The organism is Dyella ginsengisoli LA-4 (assembly GCF_000334915.1).
In the GTDB taxonomy this organism is placed as follows: Bacteria; Pseudomonadota; Gammaproteobacteria; order Xanthomonadales; family Rhodanobacteraceae; genus Dyella_A; species Dyella_A ginsengisoli_A.
This window is the reverse complement of record NZ_AMSF01000095.1, coordinates 44,048-60,905: the sequence shown is the minus strand read 5'-3', so window position 1 is coordinate 60,905 and position 16,858 is coordinate 44,048. Positions and strand designations below refer to the sequence as shown.

The following is a 16,858-nucleotide window of genomic DNA, read 5'->3' as shown; positions in this document are numbered from 1 at the left end:
AGCGAACGACTCAAGGGAACCGATTCATGTTCACTTACTACCTCGACCTCGCCCTGCGCAGCCTCAAGCGCAACAAGGTGCTGACGGCACTGATGGTGCTGGCCATCGCCGTCGGCATCGGCGCCAGCATGACCACGCTGACCATCGTGCATCTGCTGTCCGGCGACCCGCTGCCGGGCAGGAGCAGCGTGCTGTTTTTCCCGCAGCTGGACCCGGAGTCACCGGTGTCGCAAGGGCATACCCAGCCTTATCCGATGATGGACTACCGCTCGGCCGTGGATCTGTGGAGCGCGCACCGCGCCGACCGCCAGGCGATCATCACCAGCAGCTCGGCGAAGGTGCGCCTGCCGGACAGCGGGCAGCCGCCATTGATGCTGGGCCTGCTCTCCACCTCGGCGGATTTCTTTCCGATGTTCGACGTGCCGTTCCAGTACGGCTCGGGCTGGAGCGCGGACGACGATGCGCACCGCGCGCGGGTGGCGGTGATTTCCGCCGGCCTCAACCAGAAGCTGTTCGGCGGTGCCGACAGCGTGGGGCGCATCCTGCGGGTGCGCGATACCGACGTGCGTATCGTCGGCGTGCTCAAGCCCTGGCGCCCCACGCCCCTGTTCTACGATCCGTGGAGCCAGAACTTCAGCAAGACCGAGGATGTCTTCGCGCCCTTCACCAGCAGCCTGGAAATCAACCAGGGCAATTTCCAGCCGTACACCTGCTGGCACGTGCCGAAGGATCCGCGCGACATGGTGCACGCCGATTGTGTCTGGGTGTGGCTCTGGGTCGAGCTGGGCAGCCCGGCCAAGGTACGCGATTACGCGCGTTTCCTGGACCACTACGCGGACACGCAGAAGGCGGCGGGCCGCTTCGCCGTGGGCAGCGAGCGCGTGCGCCTGCGCGACCTGATGACCTGGCTGACCGCGCGCGGCCAGGTGCCGGACGACGTGCGCTTGCAGGCATGGCTGGCGCTGGCGTTCCTGGTCATCTGCCTGTTCAACGCCGTGGGGCTCTTGTTGGCGAAGTTTCTGCGCCGCAGCGGCGAGATCGGCGTGCGCCGCGCACTGGGTGCCAGCCGCGGCGCGATCTTCGCGCAGTGCCTGGTCGAGGCGGGCGTGATCGGCTTGCTCGGCGGTTTCTTCGGTTGGGTTCTGACCCTGCTCGGCCTGTGGCTGGTGCGTCATCAGCCAGTGGACTACGCCCACCTTGCACGACTGGACACCACCATGTTCCTCGCCACGTTCGCACTGGCGGTATGCACCAGCCTGCTCGCCGGATTTATCCCGGCGCTGCGCGCCAGCCGCGTGGTTCCCGGTTGGCAGCTCAAGGCGCTGTGAGGAGATCGGTCATGCAGATTCAACCCATCGTCGCGGCGCTACGCCGCCATCGCCTCGCCACCCTGCTGATCGCGATGGAGATCGCGCTGGCCTGTGCGGTGCTTTGCAACGCCTTCTTCCTGGTCGCGCAGCGCATGGAGATGATCCACACCAACAGTGGCATCGATGAGCGTTCCCTCGCGGTATTGAGCGTCAACGGCTTCGAGCCGAGCCAGGCTGCGGACGTCAACGCGCGCATGCTGGCCGGCCTGCAGGCCATCCCCGGCGTGCAGTCGGCCACCCTGATCAACCAGGTGCCATTCGGGCCGCAGCGAGCGGCCGCCGGCGTGACGCACGATCCGGGTGGTTACAAGAAGCTGATCGGGGTGGTGGATTTCGTGCTGGGAGGGCCGGGCACCTTCAAGGCGCTGGGTCTCAAGCTGGTCGAGGGAAGGCTGCCGCAGGCGGACGACTACCAGCCTGCGGTCAGCTTCGTCCCCAACGATGCGCAGGTGCTCGTCACGCGCGCGCTGGCGGAACATGCGTGGCCTGGCGAGAGTCCGCTCGGCAAGGATTTCTGGTGCGACAAGTTCCACTTTCGCGTCATCGGCGTGGTGGATCACTTTGCACGCGCGCAGCCGCACCAGTACGACATGGCGCAGGCCGAGTGGACGGTGTTCACACCCACCGCGCCGGGAGGTTCGCTCTCCGGGACCTACCTGTTGCGGGCACGACCGCAGGATGTGCAGCGGGTGCTGCGCGATGCCAAGGCTGCGGTGGCGAAGATCGCTCCCGACGTGGTGCTGGACCAGGAGGACAGCAAGACGCTGGGCGACCTGCGCACGGACTACTTCGAGACCGACCGCATCATGATCGGCCTGCTGCTCGGGGTGGTCGTCCTCATGCTCGGCGTCACCGCGCTTGGCATCGTCGGGCTCACGAGCTTCTGGGTGGGTCAGCGCCGGCGCACCATCGGCGTGCGTCGTGCGCTGGGGGCCACGCGCGGAGACATCCTGCGCTACTTCCAGACCGAGAACCTGCTGATCGTCACCATCGGCATCACGCTGGGCATGTTGCTGGCCTATCTGCTCAACGCCGTGCTGATGAAGTTCTACGAGCTGCCACACCTGCCGCTCTACTACCTGCCGATCGGCGCGTTGGCGCTGTGGGGGCTCGGCCAGCTCGCCGTGCTCGGTCCGGCCCTGCGTGCATCGCATGTCCCGCCAGTGGTGGCGACACGAAGCGTCTAGAAGGCGAGCGCGCGGCCCGCCCAACGTCGAGAAAAGGGAGTTTTCGAATGATTGCCTATTACGTGGATCTGGCGCTGCGCAGCCTGCGCCGCAGCCCCGTCCTGACCGGACTGATGGTGCTGGCGATCGGCCTGGGCATCGGCGCCAGCATGACGATGATCACCGTGCTGCACGTGATGACCGACGATCCGCTGCCTGGCCGCAGTGCGCATCTGTACACACCGCATCTCGATCCCCTGCCACGGGACTATCACCGTGGCGAGAACAGCCCCGATCCATCCGACAACCTCACCTGGCCGGATGCGATGGGACTGCTTAAGGCGAAACGCGCGGTGCGGCAGGCGGCGATGGCCGGTGGCACTCTGCTCGCGCGTCCCGCGCAGGACGGGTTGCAGCCTTTCTACGTCGGCGGGCGGTATGCCACCGCGGACATCTTCGCGCTGTTCGGTCTCCGCTTCGAATACGGCGGTGGTTGGAGCTCCGCCGACGATGCCGCGGGTGCGCACGTGGTGGTGCTGGCGGACATGCTGGCACGCAAGCTGTTCGGTCGCGCCGACGTGGTGGGGCGCACCGCGCATCTCGGGGAGCTGGACTACCGGGTGATCGGCGTGGTGGCCGACTGGTCGCCCGCGCCGCAGTTCTACGCCGACAACACGGGTACCCAGTACAGCGATACCGATCGCTTCTTCCTGCCGCTGTCGGTGGCGATAGACAAGGATCTGCCGGTCAATGGCAACCAGTCGGGCTGGGGTAGCGACGACAAGGCGGGTTCCGGCAAGCGTGGTGCCGAGATGAGCTGGCTGCAGTTCTGGGTGGAACTGGACACGCCGGCGCAGGTGGCCGCCTATCGCCAGTACCTGGTCGACTACTCGGTAGAGCAGAAGGCACTGGGCCGCTTCGAACGGCCGCCGACGGACGCGAAGCTTTACAGCCTGATGGGCTGGCTGGCGCACGAGAACCTGGTGCCGGACGACGTCCAGCTGCAGCTGTGGCTGGCGCTGGGTTTCCTGTTCGTGTGCATGCTGAACATCGTTGCCCTGCTGCTGGCGAAGTTCCTGCGCCGTGGCGGCGAGATCAGCGTGCGACGCGCGCTGGGCGCGCGGCGGCGCGACATCTTCGCGCAACTGGCGATCGAGTCGGCGCTGATCGGTATCGCCGGCGGTGCGCTGGGCCTTGCCATCGCCCAGCTCGGCCTGTGGAGCGTGCGCCACCGGCCGGACGACTATGCGCGACTGGCCCAGATGGACCCGACGATGCTCGCCGGCACCTTTGTGCTGGCCGTGCTGGCCAGCGTGCTGGCCAGCCTGTTGCCGGCGTGGCGTGCCTGCCGCATAGCGCCTGCCCTTCAGCTCAAGGCCCAGTAGCGGCCATCGGAGTACGACATGGAATTTCGTCCCATCCTGTCCAGCCTGCGTCGACACAAACTCACCGCCAGCCTGCTGATGCTGCAGGTGGCTTTCACCTGCGCCATCGTCTGCAACGTGGTGTTCATGGTCGCCCAGCGGATCCAGCGGGTCAGCGTGTCGACCGGCATTGCCGAGTCCGAGCTGTCGGTGATCCACAGCAGCGGCATCGGTAAAGACGAGAGCCCGCAGGCCCGGCATGCGGCCGATCTGGCGGCGCTGCGCGCCATTCCCGGGGTGCGCTCCGCGGTGGCGGTGAGTTATTCGCTGCCGCTGAACCGGAGCGAGTCGTCCCGTGGCTTCTGTCCCAGCAAGGAGGCGCTGGATCGCGCGATGCAGCGCAATTCGATCGAAGGTAGCGGGTGCATGCAACCTGCCGTATACGACGGCACGCCTGGCCTGGTCGATACCCTGGGCCTGCGTCTTGTCGCGGGGCGCGATTTCCTGCCCGACGAGTACGTCGACAAGGGCAAGCCGGCGGTCGCGATCATCACGCAAGCCTTGGCGAAGGCCATGTATCCAGGGCGTTCGGCGCTCGGACAGAGCATGTACGACGGCCACGACTTCATCCGCGTCGTCGGCATCGTGGATACCCTGCTGCGGCCAGCTCCGAACCAGCCGGGCGTCGCCGGCCAGAGCATGATCTGGCCGCAGCGTCCCGTGGATGCCGGCGTGCTCTATGTGCTGCGCAGCGCACCGCAGGACCGCGCACGGATACTGCGGGCGGGCCGGGCGGCCCTGTTGGCGGCCAGCCCGAGCCGCCTGGTCGACCCGCAACGGATGAAGACCTACACGCAGATACGCGCGCGCTATTTCCAGCGCGATATCACCATGATCGGTCTGCTGATCGCCGCTGGCCTGGGCCTGCTGTTCGTCACCGCGCTCGGCATTGCCGGCCTGGCCAATTTCTGGGTACAGCAACGCACGCGGACGATCGGCATCCGCCGGGCGATCGGCGCCACGCGCGGCGACATCCTGCGCTATTTCCAGGCCGAGAATTTCCTGATCGTAGGCGCTGGCGTCGTGATCGGGGCGGTGCTCGCGGTGGCACTCAACCTGCTGCTGATGAGTCGCTACGAACTGCCGCGACTGCCGTTGTGGTACCTGCCGGTTGGCGCTCTGGCGCTGTGGGCGCTGGGACAGCTGTCGGTACTGGCCCCAGCGCTGCGCGCTGCGGCCGTGCCGCCGGTGGTGGCGACGCGGAGTGTGTGATGGTGGATGGCTGGTAGGAAGCTCAAGGAGAACGGAGTGAGACAGATCACCTGGACGACGGCATGCCTTGCCGCACTCGTGTGTAGCGGCTGCGTGATGCACCTGGACCAGCCGACCGAGATTGCCGCGGGACACCTGCCACGCCCGGTCTATTCGGTCGATGGCGGCGTGCATCTGGCCGCCAGGGCGGAGGCGGGCAAGATCCGCAGCGTGGACGGTGGCGTCACGCTGGGCGAAGGGGCGACGGCGAAGACCATCGACACCGTCGATGGTCCGGTTGTGCTGGAGCGTGGCGCGACCTGCCGGCACGACCTGTCCGCGGTGGACGGCCAGGTCTCGCTGGCCTGGGGCGCCCATGTCGGCGGCGACCTGCGGACGCTGGTCGCCGGCCTCGACGCGCAGGACGCCGAGATCGCCGGTGCCATCCACACGGTGTCGGGAAAGATCCTGCTGCATGGCACCACCCATGTCGGCAAGGGCATCTACCTGGACAAGCCGCGCCCCTCCACCGATGCGCAGGACGAGGTGCGGAAGCGACTGCCGCTGGTGGTGATCGGTCCGGGCGTGGTGGTGGACGGCCCGATTGTTGCGGCGCGTGGCGGCACGCTCTGGGTCAGCCGGCAGGCACGCATCGGTGCCGTCGAGGGTATCCGCGCGCAATGGTTCGACGGAGCGACCCCACCGGGCCAGCCCGGCATGAAGTGAGGCGCCGGCCGGCGGATCGGTGGCATGGCGCGTGGATCCATGGCGTGTGAATAACGGCCCATCACCCGTGGCCGGCGTTCGGGCAGAATCGGGGTTCTTTCAAGGGAGTTGTCGACGATGAAGATGTTGCCGCTGATGGTGGCCGTGGGCCTGGTGGTGGGGGGGGCGATGGTGCCGCACGAGGTAGCGGCGGCGTCCGCCCCGGTTGCCGACGTGACGGCACGGGTCGCCGCGCAGAACAAGCTGCTCGACGAGCAGTGGCAGCACACGCTGGAGAATGCGCCGGAGTACGCGACCATCCTCGGCGACCTGCGCTACAACGACCGCTTCAGCGACCTGTCGCTGGCCCACGCACAGGCGGAGTACCGCTGGACCGGCGACTTCCTGCGCCGTTTCCAGGCGATCGACACCCGGGGTTTCAGCGACAACGACAAGCTCAACCACGAGCTGATGGTGCGCCAGCTGAAGGACGCGATGCGCGCGCACGAGCTGAAGCTGGACGAGATGCCGCTGGACCAGATGAACGGCATCCACCTGCAGCTGGCCGGATTCATCAGTTCGATCCCGTTCGACAACACCAAGGAATACGAGGACTACCTGGCGCGGCTGAAGGCGGTGCCGGCGGCGTTCGACCAGGTCGCCGACGTGGCGCGGCAGGGCCTGCGCGACCGCATGATGCCGCCGAAGTACCTGCTCGAGGCGGTGGTCAAGCAGATCGACGCGATCGGCAAGCCGGCCGGCATGGACAGTGTGTTTGCCGAGCCGCTGAAGCATTTTCCCGCCTCGGTGTCGGCGGCCGACCAGGCGCGGCTGAAGCAGGCCATCCTGGCGGCGATCGACCAGGACGTGCGGCCGGCCTACGCCAAGCTGGGCACGTTCGTGGCCAGGGACTACGCCCCGCACGGCCGCCTGCAACCGGGCGTGTGGGACCTGCCCAACGGCGATGCGATCTACCGCTTCGACGTGCAACAGATGACCACCACCGACCAGACGCCCGAGCAGATCCACGAGCTCGGACTGAAGGAGGTCGCCCGCATCGAAGGCGAGATGACGAAGATCGCCCACGCTCAGGGCTACAAGGACCTGGCCGCCTTCCGCGCCGCGCTGAAGACCAACCCGAAGGTGCACGCCACCTCGCGCGAGGACATCCTGAACCGCTACCGCGGCTACCTGGCGCAGATGCAGCCGGAACTGCCCAAGCTGTTCGGCCTGCTGCCCAAGACCAAGGTGGTGGTGGTGCCGGTGGAACCGTTCCGCGAAAAGGAGGCCGCGGCGGCCGAGTATCACCAGGGCACCCCGGATGGCTCGCGGCCGGGACAGATCTTCGTCAACACCGGCGACTTCGCCCATCGCAGCGTGCTGACCATCGAGTCGACCGCGTACCACGAGGGTATCCCGGGCCATCACATGCAGATCTCGATCGCGCAGACCCTGCCCAAGCTGCCGCCGTTCCGGCAGCAGGGCGGTTACACCGCGTACGTCGAGGGCTGGGCGCTGTATGCCGAACAGCTGGGCAAGGACATCGGCTTCTACAAGGACCCGCTGTCCGACTACGGCCGCCTGTCCGACGAGCTGCTGCGCGCCGACCGGCTGGTGCTGGACACAGGCGTGCACTACAAGCACTGGACGCGACAGCAGATGGTGGACTTCTTCCACGCCCATTCCAGCGAGGACGAGCCGGACGTGCAGGCCGAGACCGATCGCTACATCACCTGGCCGGGCCAGGCGCTGGCGTACAAGATGGGCGAGCTGAAGATCCTGCAGCTGCGAGCCCGGGCCAAGCGCGAGCTGGGCAAGCGCTTCGAGATCCGCGCCTTCCACGACGAGATCCTCGATGGCGGCGCGCTGCCGCTGGACGTGCTGGAGCAGCGCGTGGACGGATGGATCGCGGCGCAGAAGGCCAAGGCGTGAGGCTTCCGGCTCCCGCGCTTTCCTCCGGCGCTACCGGTGGAGCGCGCGCCGGGGCCGGTGCTTTGGCGCGGATCCGGTCGGGGGTGGCGTTGACGCCCCCGGCCATGCAACCTTTTCGCATGGAGCTGCATCCATGCCCGCATGTGTAGACGAAAGATGCGCACCGTACTGATCATCGACGACAACCCGTCCGTAGGCGAGGCGCTCTCGCTGGCGCTGTCGCTGCACGAAATCCGCCCGCTGGTGGCGCTCACCCCGGAAGAGGGGCTGGCGGTGCTGGCACGCGAGAACGTCTGCGTGGTGATCCAGGACATGAACTTCACCGCCGATACCACCTCGGGCGAGGAGGGCGTGGCGCTGTTCCGGGCGATCCGCGAGCAGCATCCGGACCTGCCGGTGATCCTGCTGACCGCGTGGACGCACCTGGAAACCGCGGTGGAGCTGGTCAAGGCCGGCGCCGCCGACTACCTCGCCAAGCCGTGGGACGACGCCAAGCTGCTGGCCACGGTGGAGAATCTGCTGGAGCTGTCCGAATCCACCCGCGAGGTGGCGCGTTCGCGCCACGAGCGCCGCCGCCGCCGCGAAAACCTGCGCAGCCGCTACGAACTGGACGGGCTGGTGTTCGCCTCCGATGCCATGGCGCAGACGCTGGAGCTGGCCTGCCAGGTGGCGCGCTCGGAGGTGCCGGTGCTGATCACCGGGCCGAACGGCGCGGGCAAGGAGCGCATCGCGGCGATCATCCACGCCAACTCCGCAGTGAAGCGCGGGCCGTTCGTGGCGGTGAACTGCGGTGCGCTGCCGGGTGAGCTGATCGAGGCCGAACTGTTCGGCGCGGAGGCCGGCGCCTACACCGGCGCGAACAAGGCGCGCGAAGGCCGCTTCGAGCTGGCCGACGGCGGCACGCTGTTCCTGGACGAGATCGGCAACCTGCCGCTCCCGGGCCAGATGAAGCTGTTGCGCGTGCTGGAGACCGGCCAGTTCGAGCGGCTCGGTTCCGGCCGCACGCGCCATGCGAAGGTACGCGTGCTCAGCGCCACCAATGCCGATCTCAAGGCGATGATCAAGACCGGTACGTTCCGCGAGGACCTGTACTACCGGCTCAACGTGATCGACGTGAACCTGCCGCCGCTGTCCGATCGCATCGACGACATCCTGCCGTTGGCCGAGCACTTCCTCGACGGTCGCGCCGAACTGGGCGACACCGCGCGCGAGGCGTTGCTGGCCTACCCCTGGCCGGGCAACGTGCGCGAACTGAAGAACGCGATCGAGCGTGCCGCACTGCTCTCGGGCGGTCGCCCGATCACGCCGGAGCTGCTCAACCTGCCCACGGTGACGGCCAGCCCGTCGCGCAACCTGGACGAGCCCAGCCGGGAATCGGTGGAAGCGGCGCTGGCCAGGGCCGATGGCGTGGTCAGCCGGGCGGCGCAGGCGCTGGGCCTCTCGCGCCAGGCGCTGTACCGTCGCATCGAACGCTACGGCCTGGTGGTGAGTGGTTGAGGCCGTGGCTGCAGGCCGACCGGCAGTGGCCGTCGGCCTCGCGGATGGCGTAAAAAGGGGGCATTCATGCCGACAAGGAGCGATGCCATGACCCTGCGACTGCTGTTCGCCAGCGCCCTGCTGGCTGCTGGCGCCGTCCACGCGCAGACCACTCCGACCGCGGCCAGCGACCGCTGGAGCCAGCCGGCGCCGGCGTCGACGGTGAAGTACGAGGATGCCAATCCGCTGAAGCCGAAATCGGACTCGGACAACCATTTCAAGTTCAAGGAGCGGCGCGGTGCCACGCCGATGCGCAACGACGCGATGGAGGCTGCCGGCAAGGCCCCGGTGATGGGCGGCAACCAGCTCGGGCGCGACGGTCGTCCCACCGTGAACTGCGCCGCCACGCCGATGGATCCTGCATGTCGTTGACCCGCACCGGCCAGCGCGCTGCATGATCCGTCGCCTGCGTTCGCTCGAGGGGCGGCTGAGCCTGTTGCTGATGCTGGCCGGGCTGGCTGGCGTGCTGGTGTACGTCGGTATCACCGACTGGCCGCTGCCGCAGTTGCTTGCACTGCTGCATACCGATACCAAAGGCGTCGCCCCCGGCCCGGTGCACCTGGGTTTCGGGGCGGGCCTGGCGGTCAGCCTTGCCGTGCTGGTGCCACTGGCTTTGTGGATGGCCAGCCTGGCGATGTCGCCGGTCAGCCGCCTGCTGCGCGCGCTGGAGGGCTCGGTGGCGAGCTACCGCGACGGCGACTTCAGCATTTCGCTGGCGGTCAACCGGCGCGACGAGCTGGGCGAGCTGATCGCCATGCACAACGCGCTGGGGCAGACCCTGCGCGACCAGCGCCAGCATCTGGTGCAGCGCGAGCTGTTGCTGGACACGGTGGTACAGAACACGCCGGTGGCGCTGGTACTGACCGATGCCGGTGGGCGCGTCGCTTACGCCAACATTGCCGCGCGGCACCTGTTCAATGACGGCCGCAGCCTGCATGGACTGGTCTTCGCCGACGTGACCGCCGACGCGCCGAAGGCGATGCGCGAGGCGGTCGAGCGGGGCGAGGACGCGCTGCTGACGGTGGAGATGGACAACAGCGAGGAAACCTTCCACATCTCCCAGCGCGCGTTTCGCCTGCAGGGGCGGCCGCACCGCCTGCTGCTGTTCCGACGGATGACGCGTGAACTGTCGCGGCAGGAGGTGGCGAGCTGGAAGCGGGTGATCCGGGTGATCAGCCATGAGCTCAACAACTCGCTGGCGCCGATTTCCTCGCTGGCGCATTCCGGCGCCGAGCTGGCGCGTCGCGGCGAGGTGGAGCGATTGCCCGGCGTATTCGCCACCATCGGCGAGCGCGCGCGGCACCTGCACGGCTTCATTGCCGGCTATGCCAGCTTCGCCAAGCTGCCGGCACCGCGCAAAGCGGAGGTGTCCTGGGCGCCGTTTCTCGAGGGATTGGCCCTGCATTGCCGGTTCCGCCTGCTTGGCGGGGCGCCGGCGCAGCCGGGCTGGTTCGATGCCGCCCAGGTCGAGCAGGTGCTGATCAACCTGATCAAGAACGCCCACGAAGCCGGCGGCCCCGATGACGAGGTCACCCTCGCCCTGCAGGTGCTGGGGCACGAGCTGCGCATCGAAGTGGCCGACCGCGGTCCCGGCATGAGCGAGACCGTGCTGGCGCAGGCATTGCTGCCGTTCTATTCGACCAAGCGCTCGGGTACCGGCCTGGGCCTGGCACTGGCGCGCGAGATCGCCGAGGCCCACGGCGGGCGTATCGCGCTGGCCAACCGCGAGGGCGGCGGCCTGCAGGTGAGCCTGTTGTTGCCGCTGGTCACGCCGCGGGAGGTCTGACCGCCACGGCGCTCGCCTATACTCCGGACTTCATCGGAGGAAGGGGGTTGTAATGGGACAGATACTCGCGCTGGTCATCGTCATCGTGGCGGTGGTCGTGATCACCAAGCTCGTGCGCATCGTGCCGCAGGGCTTCGAATGGACGGTCGAGACTTTCGGCAAGTACACCCGGACCCTGTCGCCCGGCCTGCACCTGCTGGTGCCGGTCTACCAGTCGGTCGGCCGCAAGATCAACATGATGGAGCAGGTGCTGGACGTGCCCAGCCAGGACGTCATCACCAAGGACAACGCGGTGGTGCGGGTGGACGGGGTGGTGTTCTACCAGGTGCTGGACGCCTCCAAGGCCGCCTATGAGGTCTCCAACCTCGAACAGGCCTCGCTGGCGCTGGTGATGACCAACATCCGCACCGTGCTCGGCTCGATGGACCTGGACGAGTCCCTCAGCAAGCGCGACGAGATCAACGCCCGCCTGCTCAGCGTCGTCGACGAGGCCACCCATCCGTGGGGCGTGAAGGTCAATCGCATCGAGATCAAGGACATCGCGCCGCCGCGCGACCTGGTCGACTCGATGGCGCGGCAGATGAAGGCCGAGCGCGAGAAGCGCGCCAACATCCTGGAGGCCGAAGGCTTCAAGCAGGCGGCGATCCTCAAGGCCGACGGCGAGAAGCAGAGCGCGATCCTGGCCGCCGAAGGCAAGCGGGAGGCGGCGTTCCGCGAGGCCGAGGCGCGCGAGCGGCTGGCCGCGGCGGAAGCCAAGGCGACCACCCTGGTTTCCGACGCGATCGCCGGCGGCAACGTCAACGCGTTGAACTACTTCGTCGCCAACAAGTACGTCGAAGCGCTGAAGGAAATGGCCAACTCACCCAACCAGAAGATGCTGCTGCTGCCGATGGAGGCGACCGGCATCCTCGGTTCGCTGGCCGGCATCGCCGAGCTGGCCAAGGAGTCGCTGGGCCAGCAGCAGACCAAGTCCTCCATTCCGCCGCCGCGCTGAGTCGGCCTGGAGAGCGACCATGTGGAATCTATCCGTGTACTACCTGTGGTGGATCCTGGCGCTGCTGCTGATCGGTGGCGAGGTGCTGATCCCGGGCTACTTCCTGCTGTGGATCGGCCTGGCGGCCGCAGCGATGGGGGTTGTGCTGTGGCTGGTGCCGGGCATGGGCCTGTTGCTGCAGGCCGTGCTGTTCGCCGTGCTGGCGCTGGCTGCCTGCGTGTTCTACGCGCGCAAGCTGCGCCCGCGCATCGAACGTAGCGCCCCGGGCAGCGAGCGGCTCAACCGGCGTGCCGAGCAGATGATCGGACAGCGCTACGTGCTCAGCGAGGCTATCGTCAACGGCCGCGGCAAGGCACGCGTGGGCGACGGCCAGTGGCTGGTGGCCGGGCCGGAGTTGCCGGTCGGCGCCACGGTGGAGGTGGTGGCCGTGGACGGCACCACCCTGCAGGTGCGTTCCGCAGCATGAGCCGGTGGAGTCGGCCCGGGACCGGAGCATGCGCCGCATGAGCGCCGTCGCCTCCGTCGCTGTATCGGCCGATTTCTCCACGGCCGCGCTGAACACCCGCATCAGCTTCCTGGTGGAGTTGGCGCGCCGCCTGCACCAGTACGGCACCACCGCGCCCCGGCTGGAGATGGCGATCGCCCGCTCGGCGCAGCAGATGGGACTGGCCGCCGACGTCTGGTCCAGTCCCACGGCGATCATCATTTCGTTCTCCGACCTGGCCCAGGGCGACGAGGGGCTGGCCCAGGTCACCCAGGTGATGCGGCTGCCGCCGGGTGACGTGAACCTGGCGCGGCTGTGCGAGGCGGACGAAATCGCCGACCGCGTGATGTCCGGGGAAATCGAGCTGCGCGAGGGGTTCCGCCTGCTGCGGCTGCTCGGCCTGCCCGACACGCGCCGGGCGCGGGCCGGGGTGGTGGCCAGCTACGGGCTGTCGGCCGCCTGCGTGGTGGGCCTGCTGCTGCACAGCTCGTGGGCGGATCTGCTGGCCTCGGGGCTGATCGGGCTGGTCATCGGTGCGATCACCATCCTGGCCGCCAGCCGGCCGCGGCTGGCGGCGGCCAGCGATGCGATCTGCGCCCTGGTGGCGACCACCATCGCGATCCTGGTCAGTGCCTACGTGGTGCCGCTGGCGGTGAAGTCGGTAGTGCTGGCGGGGCTGATCGTGCTGGTGCCGGGCATGTCGTTGACCACCGCCGTGCGCGAGATCTCCAGCCAGCACCTGGTGTCGGGGGTGGCGCGCATGGGCGGGGCGATTTCCACCCTGCTCAAACTCACCTTCGGCACCGTGGCCGCGACCCAGCTGTGCGGGGCGCTGGGCATCGATCCGGGGACCTATGCATTGCCGCCGCTTCCGGGCTGGGTCGATTATCCGTCACTGCTGCTGGGCGCATTCGGTTTCGCGATCCTGTTCCGCGCCGCGCGCCGCGACTGGCCGGTGGTGATCGGTGCGGTGCTGGTCGGTTATCTGGCCACCCGCTGGGGTGGATTGATTTCCGGCTCCATTCCGGGGGCGCCGTTCGGCGTATTCCTGGGCGGATTCCTGCTGGGCTCGGTCGCCAATCTCTACGCCCGCTGGATGCATCGGCCCGGCGCGGTGATCCGCGAGCCGGGGATTATCCTGCTGGTGCCGGGAAGCGTCGGATTCCGCAGCGTCTCGTATCTGTTCGAACGCGATACCGTGCTCGGACTGGACACCGGCGTGCTGTTGCTGACCCTGCTCGTTTCACTGGTGGCGGGGCTGCTTTTCGGCGACCTGCTGGTGTCGTCGCGGCGTTCGCTTTGAAATCGCCGGCCGCCTGAAGCAAAACGCCGGCGCGAGGCCGGCGTTTCGTGGTCTGCAGCGACCGTGGCGATCAGATCGCCAGGTCCTTTTCCTTCTTGCCGGCCTTCAGCGCATCGTTGAACCAGCGCGGGCGCTTGCCGCGGCCGGACCAGGTCTGCTCGGGGTTGGCAGGGTTGCGGTACTTCGGGGCCACCGTGGTCTTGGCGCGACGCACCTTGCCGCCACGCGCGGAACCGAAGATGTCGTCGAAGGTGTAACCCTCGGCCTTGATCAGCGCGTGGACCTTCTCGCGCAGCTTGCCGACCTTTTCCTTGCGCAGTTCTTCCTGGCGGGTCTGCGCTTTGGCGATCAGGTCGTTGAGCTGGTTGTGGTTGAGATTCTTGATATCGACGGCCATGGACAACTCCGCGTTGGAATATTCAATTGACTGGTTTTGATATCGCCATTAAGGCGATTGCGCCATCCTGATGCGGCACGCATTCTCCCGTAATGGATGGCGATTTGCAAAATATTCGTGCCGGCGTGATGGAATCGTCTTTGCGGACTTTACCTGCCACGTTTGCCAATAAAGCCGATGCTGCAGGATTATCCTGATGCTGCTGCCGGTGTGCCCGGGGATTATCGCGCGGCATTCCCAATACAATAAAAAAGCCGCCCGGAGGCGGCTTTTTTATTTGCGGCGCGGCGGCAATCAGCCAAATAGGCCAAGCAGTTCGTCCTTCGTGACCTGGCGACTCTCGGCCGCGTCGCGCGCGCGGTATTCCAGCGTGCCGGCGGCCACGCCGCGTTCGCTTACCACCACGCGATGCGGAATGCCGATCAGCTCCATGTCGGCGAACATCGCGCCGGGGCGCAGGCCGCGATCGTCCAGCACCACCTCGACACCGCGGGCGGCCAACTCCGAATAGAGCGATTCGGCGGCCGCGGTGACCTCGGCCTGACCCTTGGGATTGATCATGCACACCGCCACGCGCCAGGGCGCCATCGGCTCCGGCCAGAGGATGCCGGCGTCGTCGTGGCGCTGTTCGATCGCGGCGGCCACGATGCGGCTCACGCCGATGCCGTAGCAGCCCATCAGCATCACCTGCGCCTTGCCCTGGTCGTCGAGCACGGTGGCGTCCATCGCCTCGGCGTATTTGGAGCCGAGCTGGAACACGTGGCCGACCTCGATGCCGCGGGCGATCTGCAGCGTGCCCAGGCCATCCGGCGAGGGGTCGCCGGCGACCACCTGGCGGATGTCCTCCACCCGGGTGATGCGTGCGTCGCGCTCCCAGTTGGCACCGGTGTAGTGGGTGTCGTCGGTATTGCCGCCGCAGACGAAGTCGGCCAGCACGGCTGCGCTGCGGTCGACGATCAGCGGGATCGACTCCGGCAGGCCGACCGGGCCGATCGAGCCGGGCTTCGCGCCAATGGCGGCCACGATCTCCTCCTCGGACGCCATCACGATGTCGTCCGTCAGCTCGGGCAGCTTGTTGGCCTTCACCTCGTTGAACGCGTGGTCGCCGCGCAGGCACAGCGCGACCAGACCCTCGCGACCCTTGACGATCAGCGTCTTCACGCACTGCGTCGCCGGCACCTTCAGGAAGGCGGAGACCTCGTCGATGGTCTTCTGCTTCGGCGTGTCGACGCGGGACAGGGGGGCGGACGGCGCCGGGCGTGCGATGGCGGGTGCCAGCGCCTCGGCCTTTTCCACGTTGGCGGCATAGTCCGAGCCGTCGGAGAACGCGATCACGTCCTCGCCGGAGTCGGCGATCACCTGGAACTCGTGGCTGGCGTTGCCGCCGATCGCGCCGGTGTCCGCCTGCACGGCGCGGAACTTCAGGCCGAGCCGGGTGAAGATACGGCCATAGGCGTCGTACATCGCCTGGTAGGTCTGCGCCAGCGACTCCTGGCCGAGGTGGAAGGAGTAGGCGTCCTTCATCAGGAACTCTCGCGCGCGCATCACGCCGAAGCGCGGGCGGATCTCGTCGCGGAACTTGGTCTGGATCTGGTAGAAGTTGACCGGCAGCTGCTTGTAGCTCTTCAGCTCCTGCCGCGCGAAGTCGGTGATCACTTCCTCGGCGGTGGGGGCGTAGCAGAACTCCTGCGCCTTGCGGTCGGCGATCTTCAGCAGCTGCCCGCCGAACTTCTCCCAGCGGCCGGTTTCCTCCCACAGCTCCTTCGGCTGCACCGTGGGCATCAGCATCTCGATCGCGCCGGCGCGATCCATCTCCTCGCGAACCACCGCCTCGACCTTGCGCAGCACGCGCAGGCCGAGCGGTGTCCAGGTGTAGAGGCCGGCCGCGAGCTTGCGGATCATGCCGGCGCGCAGCATCAGCTTGTGGCTGACCAGCTCGGCTTCGGCGGGAACTTCCTTGACGGTGGCCAGGTGGAATTGGCTGAGGCGCATGCGGGCGGTCCGGCGTTCGGGATAAAGGCGCCGATTATGCCAGCCATGGGGCCATCAGGGCGGTCCCCCGCCGGGGGCTATTGCTGCTCGAGGCAATACTGCGAGTACTGCGCCTGGGCCGAGTCGGTCTGCGCCTTGCGCTGGTCGGCGTCGAGCAGTACCTGCTTTCCGTTCTGCTGCATGACGACGGGGCCGTTGCCGTGCAGGGCGGCGAGGTTGGTTTTCAGCGACGTGCAGAGCTTGGCCCGGTTGGCAGGGGTGTCCTGCATGGGCAGGTTCGAGGAAACGGCCTCCGGCCCAGTGTCGGCCGGCTGGCTACCGGTCGGGGCGGCGGCCGGCCTGGCCAGGGGCTCGGCATTGCCGGACAGGGTAATGCGCTTGTATTTCGTGCCCGGAGGAGGCGCGGACTCGGTGTAGTGCACCACGCCATGAGTGTCGACCCATTTGTAAGCCTGGGCCGATACGCTGCAACTGGCGGCCAGCAGCAGGACGAACAGGGGGCGACGGAACATGGTGCTCTCCAGGGGCGCGGGTTCAGGCGCTCTTCGTATCACCGGCGCGGGCCGGACTCAAGCGCC

General features: G+C 67.7%; 15 protein-coding genes. 12 read left to right on the top strand and 3 right to left on the bottom strand.

The features are described from left to right. The first annotated feature begins 26 nt into the window (after positions 1–26). From C693_RS0119835 to C693_RS0119780, 12 genes are all read left to right on the top strand, one after another. Positions 27–1,328: an ABC transporter permease gene (locus C693_RS0119835; RefSeq protein ID WP_017464028.1), complete on the top strand. Its 1,302-nt coding sequence runs from the start codon at positions 27–29 to the stop codon at positions 1,326–1,328. 11 nt (positions 1,329–1,339) lie between these two features. Then, on the top strand, positions 1,340–2,557 hold the full coding sequence (locus C693_RS0119830) for an ABC transporter permease (RefSeq protein WP_017464027.1): 1,218 nt from the start codon (positions 1,340–1,342) through the stop codon (positions 2,555–2,557). Positions 2,558–2,604: 47 nt separating this feature from the next. Next, on the top strand, positions 2,605–3,921 hold the full coding sequence (locus C693_RS0119825) for an ABC transporter permease (protein WP_017464026.1): 1,317 nt from the start codon (positions 2,605–2,607) through the stop codon (positions 3,919–3,921). Between the two features lie 18 nt (positions 3,922–3,939). Beyond that, complete coding sequence (locus tag C693_RS0119820; RefSeq protein WP_017464025.1) at positions 3,940–5,172, top strand: ABC transporter permease; 1,233 nt, start codon at positions 3,940–3,942, stop codon at positions 5,170–5,172. A 36-nt stretch (positions 5,173–5,208) separates the two neighbouring features. Beyond that, positions 5,209–5,877, top strand: coding sequence for a hypothetical protein (locus C693_RS22795; RefSeq protein ID WP_157798674.1), 669 nt, complete (start codon positions 5,209–5,211; stop codon positions 5,875–5,877). Between the two features lie 117 nt (positions 5,878–5,994). Then, positions 5,995–7,788, top strand: a complete 1,794-nt coding sequence (locus C693_RS0119810; protein ID WP_017464023.1) for a DUF885 domain-containing protein — start codon at positions 5,995–5,997, stop codon at positions 7,786–7,788. A gap of 156 nt (positions 7,789–7,944) precedes the next feature. Further along, a complete protein-coding gene (locus C693_RS0119805) occupies positions 7,945–9,285 on the top strand; it encodes a sigma-54-dependent transcriptional regulator (RefSeq protein ID WP_017464022.1) in 1,341 nt (446 codons plus the stop codon). An 87-nt stretch (positions 9,286–9,372) separates the two neighbouring features. Further along, positions 9,373–9,696 (top strand): hypothetical protein, encoded by a 324-nt coding sequence (locus tag C693_RS0119800; protein WP_017464021.1) that lies wholly within the window; start codon positions 9,373–9,375, stop codon positions 9,694–9,696. Positions 9,697–9,718: 22 nt separating this feature from the next. Further along, a complete protein-coding gene (locus C693_RS0119795; protein WP_017464020.1) occupies positions 9,719–11,110 on the top strand; it encodes a sensor histidine kinase in 1,392 nt (463 codons plus the stop codon). 52 nt (positions 11,111–11,162) lie between these two features. Continuing rightward, entirely contained in the window at positions 11,163–12,104 is a 942-nt protein-coding gene (locus tag C693_RS0119790) for an SPFH domain-containing protein (protein WP_017464019.1), read from the top strand. Positions 12,105–12,123: 19 nt separating this feature from the next. Beyond that, positions 12,124–12,570, top strand: a complete 447-nt coding sequence (locus tag C693_RS0119785; protein ID WP_026107575.1) for an NfeD family protein — start codon at positions 12,124–12,126, stop codon at positions 12,568–12,570. Positions 12,571–12,607: 37 nt separating this feature from the next. Continuing rightward, complete coding sequence (locus C693_RS0119780) at positions 12,608–13,891, top strand: threonine/serine ThrE exporter family protein (protein ID WP_017464017.1); 1,284 nt, start codon at positions 12,608–12,610, stop codon at positions 13,889–13,891. Positions 13,892–13,961: 70 nt separating this feature from the next. Here C693_RS0119780 and C693_RS0119775 read toward each other — a convergent pair whose 3' ends face one another. From C693_RS0119775 to C693_RS0119765, 3 genes are all read right to left on the bottom strand, one after another. After that, on the bottom strand, positions 13,962–14,288 hold the full coding sequence (locus tag C693_RS0119775) for an H-NS family nucleoid-associated regulatory protein (protein WP_017464016.1): 327 nt from the start codon (positions 14,286–14,288) through the stop codon (positions 13,962–13,964). A 294-nt stretch (positions 14,289–14,582) separates the two neighbouring features. Then, the gene (locus C693_RS0119770) at positions 14,583–16,280 is read right to left on the bottom strand and encodes a proline--tRNA ligase (RefSeq protein WP_017464015.1); all 1,698 of its coding nucleotides are present in this window, start codon (positions 16,278–16,280) and stop codon (positions 14,583–14,585) included. Positions 16,281–16,357: 77 nt separating this feature from the next. Further along, complete coding sequence (locus C693_RS0119765; RefSeq protein ID WP_017464014.1) at positions 16,358–16,792, bottom strand: DUF4124 domain-containing protein; 435 nt, start codon at positions 16,790–16,792, stop codon at positions 16,358–16,360. Between the last annotated feature and the right edge of the window lie 66 nt (positions 16,793–16,858).